We start from the raw sequence: 15523 nt of genomic DNA on the forward strand, positions 1-15523 counted from the left end.
GAGGTTCCTTTGAAGAAATACACAGCGAGGACGCTGTGAACCATCGGCTTATTCCGCCGGTGGTTCCGCTCTCGTGATGTGTGCACCCGATTACGGGTAAACATTCACGGAGAGTTTGATCCTGGCTCAGGACGAACGCTGGCGGCGTGCTTAACACATGCAAGTCGAACGATGAACCACTTCGGTGGGGATTAGTGGCGAACGGGTGAGTAACACGTGGGCAATCTGCCCTTCACTCTGGGACAAGCCCTGGAAACGGGGTCTAATACCGGATACCACTACCGCAGGCATCTGTGGTGGTTGAAAGCTCCGGCGGTGAAGGATGAGCCCGCGGCCTATCAGCTTGTTGGTGAGGTAATGGCTCACCAAGGCGACGACGGGTAGCCGGCCTGAGAGGGCGACCGGCCACACTGGGACTGAGACACGGCCCAGACTCCTACGGGAGGCAGCAGTGGGGAATATTGCACAATGGGCGAAAGCCTGATGCAGCGACGCCGCGTGAGGGATGACGGCCTTCGGGTTGTAAACCTCTTTCAGCAGGGAAGAAGCGAAAGTGACGGTACCTGCAGAAGAAGCGCCGGCTAACTACGTGCCAGCAGCCGCGGTAATACGTAGGGCGCAAGCGTTGTCCGGAATTATTGGGCGTAAAGAGCTCGTAGGCGGCTTGTCACGTCGGGTGTGAAAGCCCGGGGCTTAACCCCGGGTCTGCATTCGATACGGGCTAGCTAGAGTGTGGTAGGGGAGATCGGAATTCCTGGTGTAGCGGTGAAATGCGCAGATATCAGGAGGAACACCGGTGGCGAAGGCGGATCTCTGGGCCATTACTGACGCTGAGGAGCGAAAGCGTGGGGAGCGAACAGGATTAGATACCCTGGTAGTCCACGCCGTAAACGGTGGGAACTAGGTGTTGGCGACATTCCACGTCGTCGGTGCCGCAGCTAACGCATTAAGTTCCCCGCCTGGGGAGTACGGCCGCAAGGCTAAAACTCAAAGGAATTGACGGGGGCCCGCACAAGCAGCGGAGCATGTGGCTTAATTCGACGCAACGCGAAGAACCTTACCAAGGCTTGACATACGCCGGAAAGCATCAGAGATGGTGCCCCCCTTGTGGTCGGTGTACAGGTGGTGCATGGCTGTCGTCAGCTCGTGTCGTGAGATGTTGGGTTAAGTCCCGCAACGAGCGCAACCCTTGTCCTGTGTTGCCAGCATGCCCTTCGGGGTGATGGGGACTCACAGGAGACCGCCGGGGTCAACTCGGAGGAAGGTGGGGACGACGTCAAGTCATCATGCCCCTTATGTCTTGGGCTGCACACGTGCTACAATGGCAGGTACAATGAGCTGCGATACCGTGAGGTGGAGCGAATCTCAAAAAGCCTGTCTCAGTTCGGATTGGGGTCTGCAACTCGACCCCATGAAGTCGGAGTTGCTAGTAATCGCAGATCAGCATTGCTGCGGTGAATACGTTCCCGGGCCTTGTACACACCGCCCGTCACGTCACGAAAGTCGGTAACACCCGAAGCCGGTGGCCCAACCCCTTGTGGGAGGGAGCTGTCGAAGGTGGGACTGGCGATTGGGACGAAGTCGTAACAAGGTAGCCGTACCGGAAGGTGCGGCTGGATCACCTCCTTTCTAAGGAGCACTTCTTACCGGGTTCGCTCGGTCAGAGGCCAGTACATCGGCGAATGTCTGATGCTGGTTGCTCATGGGTGGAACGTTGATTATTCGGCACTCTCAGTCATCTCGGGCTGCAAGTACTGCTCTTCGGAGCGTGGAAAGCTGATCACGAGTGGCGAGGGTGCCGGGCACGCTGTTGGGTGTCTGAGGGTATGGCCGTATCGGCTGCCTTCAGTGCCGGCCCCAGTGCACTCGAACCGGATGGTTCGGGGTGATGGGTGGCTGGTCGTTGTTTGAGAACTGCACAGTGGACGCGAGCATCTGTGGCCAAGTTTTTAAGGGCGCACGGTGGATGCCTTGGCACCAGGAACCGATGAAGGACGTGGGAGGCCACGATAGTCCCCGGGGAGCCGTCAACCAGGCTTTGATCCGGGGGTTTCCGAATGGGGAAACCCGGCAGTCGTCATGGGCTGTCACCCATACCTGAACACATAGGGTATGTGGAGGGAACGCGGGGAAGTGAAACATCTCAGTACCCGCAGGAAGAGAAAACAACCGTGATTCCGGGAGTAGTGGCGAGCGAAACCGGATGAGGCCAAACCGTATGCGTGTGAGACCCGGCAGGGGTTGCGCATTCGGGGTTGTGGGATCTCTCTTTCACAGTCTGCCGGCTGTGAGACGAGTCAGAAACCGTATGGATAGGCGAAGGACATGCGAAAGGTCCGGCGTAGAGGGTAAGACCCCCGTAGCTGAAATCTGTACGGCTCGTTTGAGAGACACCCAAGTAGCACGGGGCCCGAGAAATCCCGTGTGAATCTGGCGGGACCACCCGCTAAGCCTAAATATTCCCTGGTGACCGATAGCGGATAGTACCGTGAGGGAATGGTGAAAAGTACCGCGGGAGCGGAGTGAAATAGTACCTGAAACCGTGTGCCTACAAGCCGTGGGAGCGTCGCGCATTGAGTTTACTCAATGCGTCGTGACTGCGTGCCTTTTGAAGAATGAGCCTGCGAGTTTGCGGTGTGTTGCGAGGTTAACCCGTGTGGGGAAGCCGTAGCGAAAGCGAGTCCGAATAGGGCGGTATAGTAGCGCGCTCAAGACCCGAAGCGGAGTGATCTAGCCATGGGCAGGTTGAAGCGGAGGTAAGACTTCGTGGAGGACCGAACCCACCAGGGTTGAAAACCTGGGGGATGACCTGTGGTTAGGGGTGAAAGGCCAATCAAACTCCGTGATAGCTGGTTCTCCCCGAAATGCATTTAGGTGCAGCGTCGTGTGTTTCTTGCCGGAGGTAGAGCACTGGATAGGCGATGGGCCCTACCGGGTTACTGACCTTAGCCAAACTCCGAATGCCGGTAAGTGAGAGCACGGCAGTGAGACTGTGGGGGATAAGCTCCATGGTCGAGAGGGAAACAGCCCAGAGCATCGACTAAGGCCCCTAAGCGTACGCTAAGTGGGAAAGGATGTGGAGTCGCAGAGACAACCAGGAGGTTGGCTTAGAAGCAGCCACCCTTGAAAGAGTGCGTAATAGCTCACTGGTCTAGTGATTCCGCGCCGACAATGTAGCGGGGCTCAAGCGTACCGCCGAAGTCGTGTCATTGCGATATATACCCCCAACGGGGATCGTGATGGGTAGGGGAGCGTCGTGTGCCGGGTGAAGCCGCAGCGGAAGCTAGTGGTGGACGGTTCACGAGTGAGAATGCAGGCATGAGTAGCGATACACACGTGAGAAACGTGTGCGCCGATTGACTAAGGGTTCCTGGGTCAAGCTGATCTGCCCAGGGTAAGTCGGGACCTAAGGCGAGGCCGACAGGCGTAGTCGATGGATAACCGGTTGATATTCCGGTACCCGCTGTGAAGCGTCAAACATCGAACCCATTAATGCTAAGGCCGTGAAGCCGTTCCGGACCCTTCGGGGAAAGGAAAGTGGTGGAGCCGCCGAACCAAGGTGGTAGTAGGTGAGTGATGGGGTGACGCAGGAAGGTAGTCCAGCCCGGGCGGTGGTTGTCCCGGGGTAAGGGTGTAGGCCGAGTGGTAGGCAAATCCGCCACTCACTAGGGCTGAGACCTGATGCCGAGCCGATTGTGGTGAAGTGGATGATCCTATGCTGTCGAGAAAAGCCTCTAGCGAGTTTCATGGCGGCCCGTACCCTAAACCGACTCAGGTGGTCAGGTAGAGAATACCGAGGCGTTCGGGTGAACTATGGTTAAGGAACTCGGCAAAATGCCCCCGTAACTTCGGGAGAAGGGGGGCCATCACTGGTGATCCGATTTACTCGGTGAGCTGGGGGTGGCCGCAGAGACCAGCGAGAAGCGACTGTTTACTAAAAACACAGGTCCGTGCGAAGCCGTAAGGCGATGTATACGGACTGACGCCTGCCCGGTGCTGGAACGTTAAGGGGACCGGTTAGTCCGACTTCGGTCGGGCGAAGCTGAGAACTTAAGCGCCAGTAAACGGCGGTGGTAACTATAACCATCCTAAGGTAGCGAAATTCCTTGTCGGGTAAGTTCCGACCTGCACGAATGGCGTAACGACTTCTCGACTGTCTCAACCATAGGCCCGGTGAAATTGCACTACGAGTAAAGATGCTCGTTTCGCGCAGCAGGACGGAAAGACCCCGGGACCTTTACTACAGTTTGATATTGGTGTTCGGTTCGGCTTGTGTAGGATAGCTGGGAGACTGTGAACTCTGGACGCCAGTTCAGGGGGAGTCGTCGTTGAAATACCAGTCTGGTCGTGCTGGATGTCTAACCTGGGTCCGTGATCCGGATCAGGGACAGTGTCTGATGGGTAGTTTAACTGGGGCGGTTGCCTCCTAAAGAGTAACGGAGGCGCCCAAAGGTTCCCTCAGCCTGGTTGGCAATCAGGTGTTGAGTGTAAGTGCACAAGGGAGCTTGACTGTGAGACCGACGGGTCGAGCAGGGACGAAAGTCGGGACTAGTGATCCGGCGGTGGCTTGTGGAAGCGCCGTCGCTCAACGGATAAAAGGTACCCCGGGGATAACAGGCTGATCTTCCCCAAGAGTCCATATCGACGGGATGGTTTGGCACCTCGATGTCGGCTCGTCGCATCCTGGGGCTGGAGTCGGTCCCAAGGGTTGGGCTGTTCGCCCATTAAAGCGGTACGCGAGCTGGGTTTAGAACGTCGTGAGACAGTTCGGTCCCTATCCGCTGCGCGCGCAGGAATATTGAGAAGGGCTGTCCCTAGTACGAGAGGACCGGGACGGACGAACCTCTGGTGTGCCAGTTGTTCTGCCAAGGGCATGGCTGGTTGGCTACGTTCGGGAGGGATAACCGCTGAAAGCATCTAAGCGGGAAGCCTGCTTCGAGATGAGTATTCCCACCCCCTTGAGGGGTTAAGGCTCCCAGTAGACGACTGGGTTGATAGGCCGGATCTGGAAGCACGGTAACGTGCGGAGGTGACCGGTACTAATAGGCCGAGGGCTTGTCCTCAGTTGCTCGCGTCCACTGTGTTGGTTCTGAAACCACGAACAGCCCCATACCCGTAAACCGGGTGTGGTGCGGCATAGTTCGACAGTTTCATAGTGTTTCGGTGGTCATAGCGTGAGGGAAACGCCCGGTTACATTCCGAACCCGGAAGCTAAGCCTTACAGCGCCGATGGTACTGCAGGGGGGACCCTGTGGGAGAGTAGGACACCGCCGAACAAACTTTAGAAAAGGCCCACGCCATCAGGCGTGGGCCTTTTTGCGTTTAGGGTAAATGGCATGCGCTATGACCTGGTTATCTTCGACAACGACGGCGTCCTGGTCGACAGTGAGCCGATCTCCAACCGGCTGCTGGCGGGCTACCTCACCGAGCTCGGGCATCCGACGTCGTACGAGGACTCCATCCGTGACTACATGGGGTCCGCGATGCATCGGATCCATGACCTGATCGAGGAGCGGACCGGGGAGCGGTTGCCCGAGGACTTCGACGATGTCTTTCATGGGCGGGTGTTCGCCGCGTTCGAGCGGGAGCTGAAGCCTGTGGCCGGTGCTGTGGGGGTGCTGGAGAAGCTGGCTGCGGATGGGGTGTCGTACTGCGTGGCGTCGTCCGGGAGCCATGAGCGGATTCGGGTGGGGCATCGGACGACCGGCCTCGACCGGTGGTTCGAGGATGCGCGGATCTTCAGTTCGCAGGATGTGGGGCGGGGGAAGCCGGCGCCGGATCTGTTTCTGTACGCCGCCGGGCGGATGGGGGTCGCGCCGGAGCGGTGTGTGGTGGTCGAGGACAGTCCGTTGGGGGTGCGGGCGGCTGTCGCGGCCGGGATGGACGTGTACGGGTTCACCGCGATGACGCCTGCCGACAGGCTGGCTGGTGCCACTCAACTCTTCTCCGACATGGGGGAGTTGGTGGACCTGCTGGTCTGATCCGAGGTCTGACATTTGTCATGCGGAGCTCCGGACGATCGTTTCTACTGGGGGACCCAGGCCGGGCGGGAAGCTGAGGGCATGACGAAGACGAGCAAGCAGAACACCTTCGGCCCGCTGATCGTGGACGTGGCGGTGCCTGTCGGGTCGTACTACCTCTTCAAGGACGCCTTCGGGATGAGCACCTTCGCGGCGCTTGCCTGGAGCAGTGCGGTGCCGGCCGGGCGGACCGTGTGGAGTGTGGTGAGGGAGCGGACGGTCAATGGGCTGGCTGCTCTCATCCTCGTCGTGAATGCCGTGTCGCTGCTGCTCGGTCTCCTTTCCGGGGATCCGCGGCTGATGCTTGCCAAGGACAGCGGGGTCAGCAGCATCATCGGGGTCGGGATCCTGGTGTCGGTGGTGCTGGGGCGGCCGATAATGACGGCGGGGTTCAAGCCCTTCCTGGTGCGGGGGGACTCGGCCAGGGAGGCCGCCTGGCGGCGGTTGGCCGAGGGGACCGCGGAGGGCTCGGGTGCCTTTCTTCGGGGCGAGCGGGTGTTCTCGGTGGTGTGGGGCGTTGTACTGCTGGCGGAGTGTGTGGTGCGGGTCGGCGGGGCCTACACCCTGCCTGTGGACACCATGGTCTGGCTCGGGTCCGTCATCCTGGCCGGTTCGATGGCGCTGGCCTTCGTGGTGAGTCGGGTGGTCGCCGCCGAGCCCATGGCGCGGCTGCTCATCGCCGAGGTGAGGGTCGCCGAGGAGGCCGTGAAGGCGGAGGTTGCGGTCGCCGCCTGAGGCCTTGTGAGCCCTCCCGGAACAAAGCTGAGTGAAATTCATCTTTGGCTGGATCTACCCACGGGTAGCCCGGGGCCCTACGCTCGCCGCCATGACAGATGTGCTGCGGCGCGGTAGGGCCTCGTTGGCGTTCAGCTTTTTCGCCCAAGGGGTGGCTTTTGCCCTGCTGGTGACCCGGATTCCCGCGATCCAGGACCGGTACGGGGTCTCCGACGCGTTGCTGCCGGCCTTTCTGGCCGCCGTGCCCATCCTCGCCGGGGTGGGGAGTGTGTCGACCGAGAAGCTGGTGAAGCGGATACCGCCCAGCCGACTGCTGCGCTGGGCCCAGCCCGTCGTACTGCTGGCACTGCTCGGGGTCGGGGCGGGTGAGTCGACGCTCGAGCTGGGGATCGCGCTGGGCGCGTTTGGGCTCGCGGTGGGTGTGCTCGACGCGTCCATGAACATGCTCGGGGTCAGTCTCCAGCGGGCGTACGGGCGGAGCATCATGCTCAGCTTCCACGCGGTGTTCAGTCTGGGCGGGATGGTGGGGGCGTCCCTGGCCTGGGTGGGGGCGCACTGGGATCTCGCGTTGTTCGTGTCGTATCTGCCGGTCGTGCTGGTGCTGCTGCCGGCCGCGCTCGTGGGGAGTCGGTGGTACGTCGACGGGGGCGCCGAGCCGGTGGAGGACAAGGCCGGCGGTGAGGGCGGGACCGTCGCGTTCAAGCTGCTGTTGCCGTTGTGTCTGGTGATGACCTTCGCGTACATCGGGGACTCGACCGTCTCCAACTGGAGTGCGAAGTACCTCCAGGACGTGCTGGGGAGCAGTGAGCAGATGGCGACCGTGCCGTACAACGTCTACATGGTCACCACCTTGATCGGGCGGGGCCTCGGGGACTTCGGGGTGCGGCGGTTCGGAGCCGTGACAGTGGTGCGGGCGGGGGCGGTGGTGGCCGCGCTCGGGTTCGCGGTGGTGGCTGCGGCGCCCGGGGCCTGGGTGGGGATGCTGGGATTCACGTTGCTGGGGCTGGGCTTGTGTGTGCTGGTGCCGCAGACCTTCGCGGCCGCCGGGCGGCTGTTCCCCGGGGCTTCCGACGCGGCTGTCGCTCGGCTCAACGTCTTCAACTATGTCGGGTTTCTGATCGGTTCGCCCTTGGTGGGGGCGTTGGGCGATGCGTGGAGTTATCGCTGGGCGATGCTTGTGCCGATGGTGTTGGTGCTGGTGACGCTTGTGTACGCCCGGTCGTTCGCCGCTCAACCGGACCGATACGGTGGCGGGCATGAGCGGCCGCGCACAGCTGATGTGGGACGAGGCAGTAACGGGCTATGACTTCGGTCCGGACCATCCGATGGATCCGGTCCGGTTGGCTCTGACCCGGGGGTTGGTGAGCGCCTTCGGGCTGGACCGGGAGGTGGACGTCGTATCGGCGAAGCCTGCTGGGGAGTCGACGTTGCGGCTGGTGCACCGGGAGGACTACATCGAGGCCGTGAAGGCGGCGTCGGTGGAGCCCGGGGCGGCTGATGGGGCGTATGGGCTGGGGACCATGGATGATCCGGCCTTCGCGGGGATGCACGAGGTGTCCGCCCTGATCGCCGGGCAGTCGGTGGGGGCTGCCGAGGCGGTGTGGCGTGGGGACGCGCTGCACGCGGTGAACTTCGCGGGCGGGTTGCACCATGCGATGCCGGGGGGTGCGTCGGGGTTCTGTATCTACAACGACGCGTCGCTGGCGATCGCGCGGTTGTTGGAGCTGGGGGCCGAGCGGGTCGCCTACATCGATGTCGATGTGCATCACGGGGACGGGGTGCAGGCGGCGTTCTGGGAGGATCCGCGGGTTCTGACCATCTCCTTGCACGAGCATCCTCGGACCCTGTTTCCGCAGACCGGGTGGCCGGAGGAGACGGGGGCGGACTCGGCGGAGGGCAGCGCGGTGAATGTGGCGCTGCCGGCGGGGACCGGGGACGCGGGGTGGCTGCGGGCGTTTCATGCGGTCGTACCGGAGCTGATCGCCGATTTCCGGCCGCAGGTGCTGGTGACCCAGCACGGGGCCGATACGCACTTCGAGGATCCGCTCGCCCATCTCGCTGTTTCGCTGGATGCGCAGCGGGCTGTGCAGGTGGCGTGTCACGACCTGGCGCACGAGTACGCCGACGGGCGGTGGGTGGCGCTGGGCGGGGGCGGGTACGCGGTGGTCGATGTGGTGCCGCGGTCCTGGACGCATCTGGTGGGGATCGCCGCGGGGCGGGCCGTGGAGCCGGAGAGTGTGATCCCCGAAAGCTGGCGGCAGGAAGTGTTCGCGCGTACCCGGCAGTTGGCGCCCATGCGGATGACCGACGGCCGGTGGCCGGTGAGCTGGGCCGACTGGGAGGCGGGGTACGACCCTGCGGACCGGTTGGACCAGGCGGTGCTGGCCGCTCGGCGGGCCGTGTTTCCGCTGCGGGGGCTGCTGGCCTAGGGCGGAGGCATCGTTACGCCAACTGTGCGGTGTTTCTTCGTTCGCCTCCCGTGCCTTGCTTCCGTCCGTCACCATCACTCCCGTGTTGAGCACCGGCGCACTGCGCGCCCATTTGTTGGCTGCTCGTCTGGCTGGGCCTGTGGCTACCTCTCGGGAGGAGAGCCTGCGGAGTTATCGGCTTTTCGCTGCTCGTGATCCAAGAGTGCTGATCGGGATCGATCCCGAGTGGACTTGGGGGCAGCGGGATTTGATCGGTTTGATGGCCGATAAATGCGGGGTTTCTGGCGATCCGAGGCAGACGCAAGGCCATGATGTGATCGATCCTGAGCGGACTCTGGTCGCTCTGGATGCCTTCGCCGAGCGGATCGGGGCAGTTGCCCAGCGTGGCGGCACCGTGCTCCTCGGGACCGGGCATCCGCACCGACTGCTCGGGTTCTACGCCGCCTTGGCGGACGCGTTGTCGGCGGCGGGGTGTACCGTCCTCACCCCTGCGCATGGTCGCTGTGTCGACATAACGACCCGGTTCGGTCTACGCACGTACAACCTTGACTACGTACGAGGAGTCGCGTTCGTGCGAGAACCGGGGGTGCCGAGCTCCGGTCGTGCGACCGGCGCACACACGCACTCGCCCCTCCCGGTTCGGACTGTCCTGGCCGCTGCCGCGGACGAGGGCGGCGTCCTTCCCGAGCTTGTCATCGGGGATCACGGGTGGGTCTGCGGGGCAGGTCAGCTGGGGTTTGAGGCCATTGGGCTCGCCGATACCGATGACCCCGCGCTCTTCGTGGGGGAGGCCGAGGGGGTCGTGTCCGTCGTCGTTCCACTTGATGACGCTGTGCGGTCTGATTACTACCGACCGCTTACCCGCTACGTACTCAATCGAGCGTGTCTGTCACAGTAGGCCGCCGATGGGTGCACCTCTTCCCCACTCGCATCACACGCCCCTACATTGGGGAGTGAGCACGCAACGACGAAGAGTCACCGGAAGGGGAAGCCGGTGACCGTCGAGTGCGGAAGGTTCAGGTGTGTCATGGCTGCAGCTGGCGAGAGGCCTCTGAACGAGGTTCAGTTCCTTACCGTGGCGGAAGTCGCCTCGGTGATGCGAGTGTCGAAGATGACCGTGTACCGGTTGGTGCACAGCGGTCATCTGCCCGCGATTCGGGTGGGGCGGTCCTTCCGCGTCCCCGAGCAAGCGGTTCACGAGTACCTTCGCGAGAGCTATGTGGGGGTGGAAACCGCCTGACGGCTGTGGGACGGGGGGATCCTCAGGGCAAGACAGGGATCCCCCTTTCCCCCTCGATTACGAGCTCAGCGCTCAGGCGGGTAGGCTAGCCCCTCGTAGGTCGTATGGGCCCATGGCGCCCAAACGCCGAGTGATGAGAAGTGAGCGAGGGTAGTCGTGGGCTCTGTTATCAAGAAGCGGCGCAAGCGGATGGCTAAGAAGAAGCACCGCAAGCTGCTCAAGCGCACGCGCGTTCAGCGTCGTAACAAGAAGTAAGACGACGCCGCGCAAGCAGCGTGATTTGTGGCCCCCCACCACACCCGGTGGGGGGCCACACGCATACCCGGAATCCGATGCCGGGATCTGTGCGTACGTCTGACACCGGCTGGCTTGGTCTCGTCGTACGTCTGTGGAAGTCGTCACTTCGTGCATTGGGCGGTCATCACAGCGCAACATCGACCCGCTAGGTTGGCCGCACACGGGGAACACGGCAGGGTACGCGGGGGACGAGTGCTGGAAGAGAGGCGCTGAATCTTGGGCAAGGTCGTGCTCGTGACCGGAGTGGCCCGTCAGCTGGGGGGCCGGTTCGTACGACGGATCCAGCGTGACCCGCAGGTGGACCGGGTGATCGCCGTCGACGCCGTGCCGCCGGAACATCATCTGGGCGGCGCCGATTTCATCCAGGCCGACATCCGGCAGTCCACCATCGCGCGGGTGCTCGCGGAGACGGGCGCCGACACGGTCGTACACCTGGATGTGACGGCCATGGCGCTGGGCAGTGGCAGCCGGACCACGGTCAAGGAGACCAACGTCATCGGCACCATGCAGCTCCTCGGCGCCTGCCAGAAGTCGCCGACGGTCAAAAGGCTCGTCGTCAAATCCAGTACCAATGTCTATGGGTCCGCCCCTCGCGATCCCGCCGTCTTCACCGAGACGACTCCTCCCAAGTCGCTGCCCAGCGGCGGCTTCGCCAAGGACACCGTCGAGGTCGAGGGGTATGTGCGGGGCTTCGCGCGGCGGCGGCCCGATGTGGCCGTGTGTGTGCTGCGGTTCGCCAACATCCTGGGGCCCAGCGCCGATACGCCCCTCGCCTCGTACTTCTCGCTGCCCGTGTTGCCCACCGTTCTCGGATACGACCCGCGGCTGCAGTTCGTGCACGAGGACGATGTGATCGAGGTGCTGCGCATCGCCTCGCACGAGCCGGAGCGGGGCACGCTCAACAGCGGGACGTTCAACATCGCCGGTGACGGGGTGCTGCTGCTGTCGCAGTGCTCGCGCAGGCTGGGGCGGCCCACCGTGCCGCTGTTGCTGCCGGCGGTCACCTGGGCCGGCTCGCTGGTGCGTACGCTCGGGATGACGGACTTCTCGCCCGAGCAGATCCGGCTGCTCACGCATGGCCGGGTCGTGGCGACGAACCAGATGCGCGAGACGCTCGGATTCCAGCCGAAGTACACGACGGCGGAGACGTTCGCGGACTTCGCGCGCGGCCGCGGACCCGGACTGGTGCCGCCGGAGGCCATCGCGGGGGCCGTCGACCGGATCGCCGCGCTGCCTGCCCTGGGCGGCGGCCACCCCACGACGCAGAGCGCCAACTGAGGAGCGCATCAACGATGGCGGACGCCAAGGTCATTCCGTTCGACGACGACCGGTCCCGTGGGGCTGCCGTACAGCGGCCGTCGCGGCGCCGGAGCACGGGGAGCAGGCGCAAGGGGGCCGAGCCCGCGGTGGTCCGAGAGGTCCAGCCCCTGCCCAGCAGGGCGCCGGCGCAGGATGATGTCCCTGTGACGCGTGAGGAACAGCCGCCGCAGAAGGCGCAGAACGACGGCGGTATCGAGCAGCGGATCGCGGGCGGGCTCTCCTTCCTGCGGCGCCGGCTCACCGGTGACTACGACATCGATGACTTCGGTTACGACGAGGAGTTGACCGACCAGGTCCTGATGTCCCTGCTGCGGCCGGTGTACGAGAAGTACTTCCGGGTCGAGGTGAAGGGCATCGAGAACATCCCGGCGGAGGGTGGCGCGCTGATCGTCGCCAACCACTCCGGGACGCTCCCGCTGGACGGTCTGATGATGCAGGTCGCCGTCCACGACAACCATCCCGCGGGACGGCATCTCAGGTTGCTCGCCGCGGACCTGGTCTTCATGCTGCCGGTGGTCAACGAGCTCGCCCGCAAGCTCGGCCACACCCTGGCCTGCGCGGAGGACGCCCAACGGCTGCTCGGCCAGGGTGAGTTGGTCGGGGTGATGCCGGAGGGCTTCAAGGGCATCGGCAAGCCCTTCAGCGAGCGGTACAAGCTCCAGCGCTTCGGCCGCGGCGGCTTCGTCTCCACGGCGCTGCGCAACGGGGCCCCGATCATCCCGTGCTCGATCGTCGGCGCGGAGGAGATCTATCCGATGATCGGCAACGCGAAGACCTTGGCCCGCCTTCTCGGCTTCCCGTACTTCCCGATCACGCCGACCTTCCCATGGCTGGGCCCGCTGGGCGGGATCCCGCTTCCGACCAAGTGGACGATCCAGTTCGGCGAGCCGATCCTCACGGACGGCTATCCGCCGGAGGCGGCCGAGGACCCGATGCTGATGTTCAACCTGACGGACCAGGTCAGAGAACAGATCCAGCACACGCTCTACAAGCTGCTGGTGCAGCGGCGGTCGGTCTTTTTCTAGGGGTACGACGGTGGGGGCGCCCTTCGGGAGAAGGGCGCCCCCACCGTCGTACCGGAAGAACTAGCTCGCGTCCTCGCCGTCGATGCCCAGGCCGGGCAGGAGGCCCGGGAGGAGGGGCGGGAGCGTGACGTCCGGTTGGGACGGGGTGCTCGTGGACGGGGAGGCCGTGCTGGTGCTGTCCTGGGTCGGGTCGAGCAGGCCGCCGGTGTTGCCGCCGAGGAGGCCGTCGCTCTCGTCGGACGTGGACGAATTGCTGGGGCTCTTGCTGCCGCTCGAGCCGCTGTTGTCCGAGGTGCCGTTGCCACTGCTGGGTGCGGCCGAGCGGCCGGAGCCGGACGTGCCGGTGGACGCCGAGCCGGAACCGCCCTGCCGCTGACCCGGGCCGCCGCCCGTGGCCGGAGGCTGGGGCAGCAGGGACTGCAGCGGGGCCACTTCTTCGTCTATGGCCTCGAACACCGACGACACCTGCTGACTGACATCGCCGAGCTGGACCGGCAGCCGGTCGCGCAGCGCCCCCCAGACCTCGCGGTGCGAGCGTGAGAAGGTGTCGAGGGCCTGGATGGGGCCCAGGGAGCCCGGGTCGCGCTCATACGCCTCATGGAGCAGCCGGTGGCCCTCGGAGGCGTCGTGCTGCACGCCGGACAGGGCGCGACGGATCTCGCCCACGGACTCGTGGTCGAGGTGGCCGCCGCGGTCGCGGTCCATCAGCCGACGGGCCTCGTTGAGACGCGTGGAGGCCTGGTCGAGATAGCCCTGGCCGCGCTCGTCGTCCCCGTCGGACAGATAGTTGAGCTTGAAGTCCTCGATGCCGCGCTTCAGGCCGTACAGCGAGTCGCCCGGGAGGGCGTCCGAGCTGGCAGCTGCGACTCCGCCGAAGGCACCCGCGGCGACCCCGACGCTGAGTCCGCCGGCCGCGAGGCCCTTGGTCAGTCGGGAACGCGGTCGCAGTTTGCCCAGCGGGGATGCCCGGTGCGAACCCCGCGCCCGATGGGAGCGCTGTTCGGGCACCGAAGGATCCGCTGCCTCGCCTCCGACGGCGCCTGCCTGGAGCATGGCCTCGAACGCGGCCACCAGCTGGGCCCGCTGGACGACCTTGACCGCGGGGTCCAGCTTCGGCCTGGGCAGCTCGTCGAGACATTCCGTAAGGGCCAGCATGCGGCCCTGCTCGGTCTGTTCCGCAGCTGCCGAGGCCGGCGCCGGTCCTTCGGACTGCTCGGCCGCCGGGCCCTGGTCGGACTGCTCCTCCAGGGCCTGGGCGAAGGCGTTCGCCCGCCGGTGTGCCGATACGTTCGCGATCACTGGCGGCACCTCCTCTCGTCATGACGGTCGACTCCCCAGGGGGTCCTGAGGGTTGCACGCCCTGACCTCTTCCACTCGATCGAGTGATCGAAGTCGGCCAGGGAGTGACCACAGGGAGCCTGCATCCCGCACAACGAGCAACGCGGCACTTGGGTTACGGACTGCGGATGATCGGATCGGGAAGTCAACGGACTCTCACTGAGAGCGAGTTGGATGCTACGGGGCGTGTTCTCTCAGCGGGCGTCGTCCGGGAGGAGCCGGGCGAGGGTGCGGACGGCCCGGTACTGCAGGGTCTTGATGGCGCCCTCGTTCTTGCCCATCACCCGGGCGGTCTCGGCGACCGAGAGGCCCTGGAGGAAGCGGAGCGTCACACACTCCTGCTGCTGTGGATTGAGGCGGCGTACGGCGTCGAGTAGGGCGGCGTTGGAGAGGGACTCCAGGACGGAGTCCTCCGGGGACCGCTCGACCTCGTTGGCGTCGAGCATCTCGCCGGTCGTCACCTCGAGACGGAAGCGGCTCGACTTGAAGTGGTCGGCGACCAGGTTGCGGGCGATGGTCACCAGCCAGGCGCCGAAGTCGCGGCCCTGCCAGGTGAAGGTGCCGATCCTGCGCAGCGCGCGCAGGAACGTCTCGCTGGTGAGGTCCTCGGCGGTCGCCTTCCCTCCCACCCGGTAGTAGATGTACCGATACACGGTGTCGCTGTACTGGTCGTAGAGGCGTCCGAAGGCATCGGCCTCGCCGGCCTGGGCGCGCTCGACGAGATCCATCATGCGGGCGCTGTCGCTGTCCGCGGCCGGGCGGCGCGCGGTGGTGGTGCCGGTCGAACGCCCTCGTCTGCCGACGGCCGCGGAGCCGTCGGCCAGTGCGTAGCACGGGCCGATCGGCGCCGTGGCTACGGCGAGGGCGGGGACGGCGTACGCGGTGGGGACGAAGCCGCGCAACAGGTCTTGGACCGTTGCGCGCAGCGTAGCCAGGCCCGAGGCGTCAACCCCGACGTGTGGGTACACGGGACTCCCAGAGGCAGAGCTTCCATCACGTGCAGTGCGGGACCGTTCACCCGTCGTAGCGACGGAGGGGTACCGGTTTGCGTCTGAGGAGAATAACGCTTCGTGCAGGCACTGCTACACCCAGTTGCTCAAATCATCGATTACGTCGCTT

At 64.4% G+C, this 15523-nt stretch carries 11 protein-coding genes and 3 rRNA genes; 12 read left to right on the plus strand and 2 right to left on the minus strand.

Translation table 11 applies throughout. The features are described 5' to 3' along the window. Nucleotides 1-103: 103 nt before the first annotated feature. The 12 genes from OHU89_RS28130 to OHU89_RS28185 all read left to right on the plus strand — a co-directional run bounded on the left by OHU89_RS28130 (nt 104) and on the right by OHU89_RS28185 (nt 13066). Nucleotides 104-1629, plus strand: a 16S ribosomal RNA gene (locus OHU89_RS28130). Nucleotides 1630-1939: 310 nt separating this feature from the next. Then, nucleotides 1940-5063: ribosomal RNA gene (locus tag OHU89_RS28135) — 23S ribosomal RNA — on the plus strand. A 96-nt stretch (nt 5064-5159) separates the two neighbouring features. After that, nucleotides 5160-5276: ribosomal RNA gene (gene rrf / locus OHU89_RS28140) — 5S ribosomal RNA — on the plus strand. Together the 16S, 23S and 5S rRNA genes form the textbook arrangement of a ribosomal RNA operon. Nucleotides 5277-5336: 60 nt before the next feature. Then, on the plus strand, nt 5337-5981 hold the full coding sequence (locus OHU89_RS28145) for an HAD family hydrolase (protein ID WP_405646863.1): 645 nt from the start codon (nt 5337-5339) through the stop codon (nt 5979-5981). Nucleotides 5982-6062: 81 nt separating this feature from the next. Beyond that, nucleotides 6063-6755, plus strand: a complete 693-nt coding sequence (locus tag OHU89_RS28150; protein WP_405646865.1) for a VC0807 family protein — start codon at nt 6063-6065, stop codon at nt 6753-6755. Between the two features lie 91 nt (nt 6756-6846). Beyond that, the gene (locus tag OHU89_RS28155) at nt 6847-8061 is read left to right on the plus strand and encodes an MFS transporter (RefSeq protein ID WP_405646866.1); all 1215 of its coding nucleotides are present in this window, start codon (nt 6847-6849) and stop codon (nt 8059-8061) included. Continuing rightward, nucleotides 8012-9184 (plus strand): acetoin utilization protein AcuC, encoded by a 1173-nt coding sequence (locus OHU89_RS28160; protein ID WP_405646868.1) that lies wholly within the window; start codon nt 8012-8014, stop codon nt 9182-9184. The genes OHU89_RS28155 and OHU89_RS28160 overlap by 50 nt, the downstream gene beginning before the upstream one ends. Before the next feature lie 82 nt (nt 9185-9266). Continuing rightward, nucleotides 9267-10082, plus strand: a complete 816-nt coding sequence (locus tag OHU89_RS28165) for a phosphatase (protein ID WP_266889242.1) — start codon at nt 9267-9269, stop codon at nt 10080-10082. A gap of 129 nt (nt 10083-10211) precedes the next feature. Beyond that, on the plus strand, nt 10212-10424 hold the full coding sequence (locus OHU89_RS28170; RefSeq protein WP_004984898.1) for a helix-turn-helix domain-containing protein: 213 nt from the start codon (nt 10212-10214) through the stop codon (nt 10422-10424). Nucleotides 10425-10580: 156 nt separating this feature from the next. After that, on the plus strand, nt 10581-10679 hold the full coding sequence (locus tag OHU89_RS28175; RefSeq protein WP_003948845.1) for a 30S ribosomal protein bS22: 99 nt from the start codon (nt 10581-10583) through the stop codon (nt 10677-10679). 258 nt (nt 10680-10937) lie between these two features. Next, the gene (locus OHU89_RS28180; protein WP_405646872.1) at nt 10938-11999 is read left to right on the plus strand and encodes an NAD-dependent epimerase/dehydratase family protein; all 1062 of its coding nucleotides are present in this window, start codon (nt 10938-10940) and stop codon (nt 11997-11999) included. A gap of 14 nt (nt 12000-12013) precedes the next feature. Next, nucleotides 12014-13066, plus strand: coding sequence for a lysophospholipid acyltransferase family protein (locus tag OHU89_RS28185; protein WP_405646874.1), 1053 nt, complete (start codon nt 12014-12016; stop codon nt 13064-13066). A 60-nt stretch (nt 13067-13126) separates the two neighbouring features. On the opposite strand, the gene OHU89_RS28190 is transcribed toward OHU89_RS28185, so the two are convergent. Together OHU89_RS28190 and OHU89_RS28195 are read right to left on the minus strand one after the other, a co-directional pair. Further along, entirely contained in the window at nt 13127-14365 is a 1239-nt protein-coding gene (locus OHU89_RS28190; RefSeq protein WP_405646876.1) for a DUF5667 domain-containing protein, read from the minus strand. A 233-nt stretch (nt 14366-14598) separates the two neighbouring features. Then, nucleotides 14599-15372, minus strand: coding sequence for an ECF subfamily RNA polymerase sigma factor, BldN family (locus tag OHU89_RS28195; RefSeq protein ID WP_046262116.1), 774 nt, complete (start codon nt 15370-15372; stop codon nt 14599-14601). Between the last annotated feature and the right edge of the window lie 151 nt (nt 15373-15523).

Source organism: Streptomyces sp. NBC_00019 (assembly GCF_045041015.1).
Taxonomy (GTDB): domain Bacteria; phylum Actinomycetota; class Actinomycetes; order Streptomycetales; family Streptomycetaceae; genus Streptomyces.

What these genes read in the sequence shown, in the direction of transcription:
- OHU89_RS28185 (WP_405646874.1), top strand. Translation starts at nt 12,014, where the DNA reads ATGGCGGACGCCAAGGTCATTCCGTTCGACGACGACCGGTCCCGTGGG.
- OHU89_RS28145 (WP_405646863.1), top strand. Translation starts at nt 5,337, where the DNA reads ATGCGCTATGACCTGGTTATCTTCGACAACGACGGCGTCCTGGTCGAC.
- OHU89_RS28155 (WP_405646866.1), top strand. Translation starts at nt 6,847, where the DNA reads ATGACAGATGTGCTGCGGCGCGGTAGGGCCTCGTTGGCGTTCAGCTTT.
- OHU89_RS28170 (WP_004984898.1), top strand. Translation starts at nt 10,212, where the DNA reads ATGGCTGCAGCTGGCGAGAGGCCTCTGAACGAGGTTCAGTTCCTTACC.
- OHU89_RS28160 (WP_405646868.1), top strand. Translation starts at nt 8,012, where the DNA reads ATGAGCGGCCGCGCACAGCTGATGTGGGACGAGGCAGTAACGGGCTAT.
- OHU89_RS28150 (WP_405646865.1), top strand. Translation starts at nt 6,063, where the DNA reads ATGACGAAGACGAGCAAGCAGAACACCTTCGGCCCGCTGATCGTGGAC.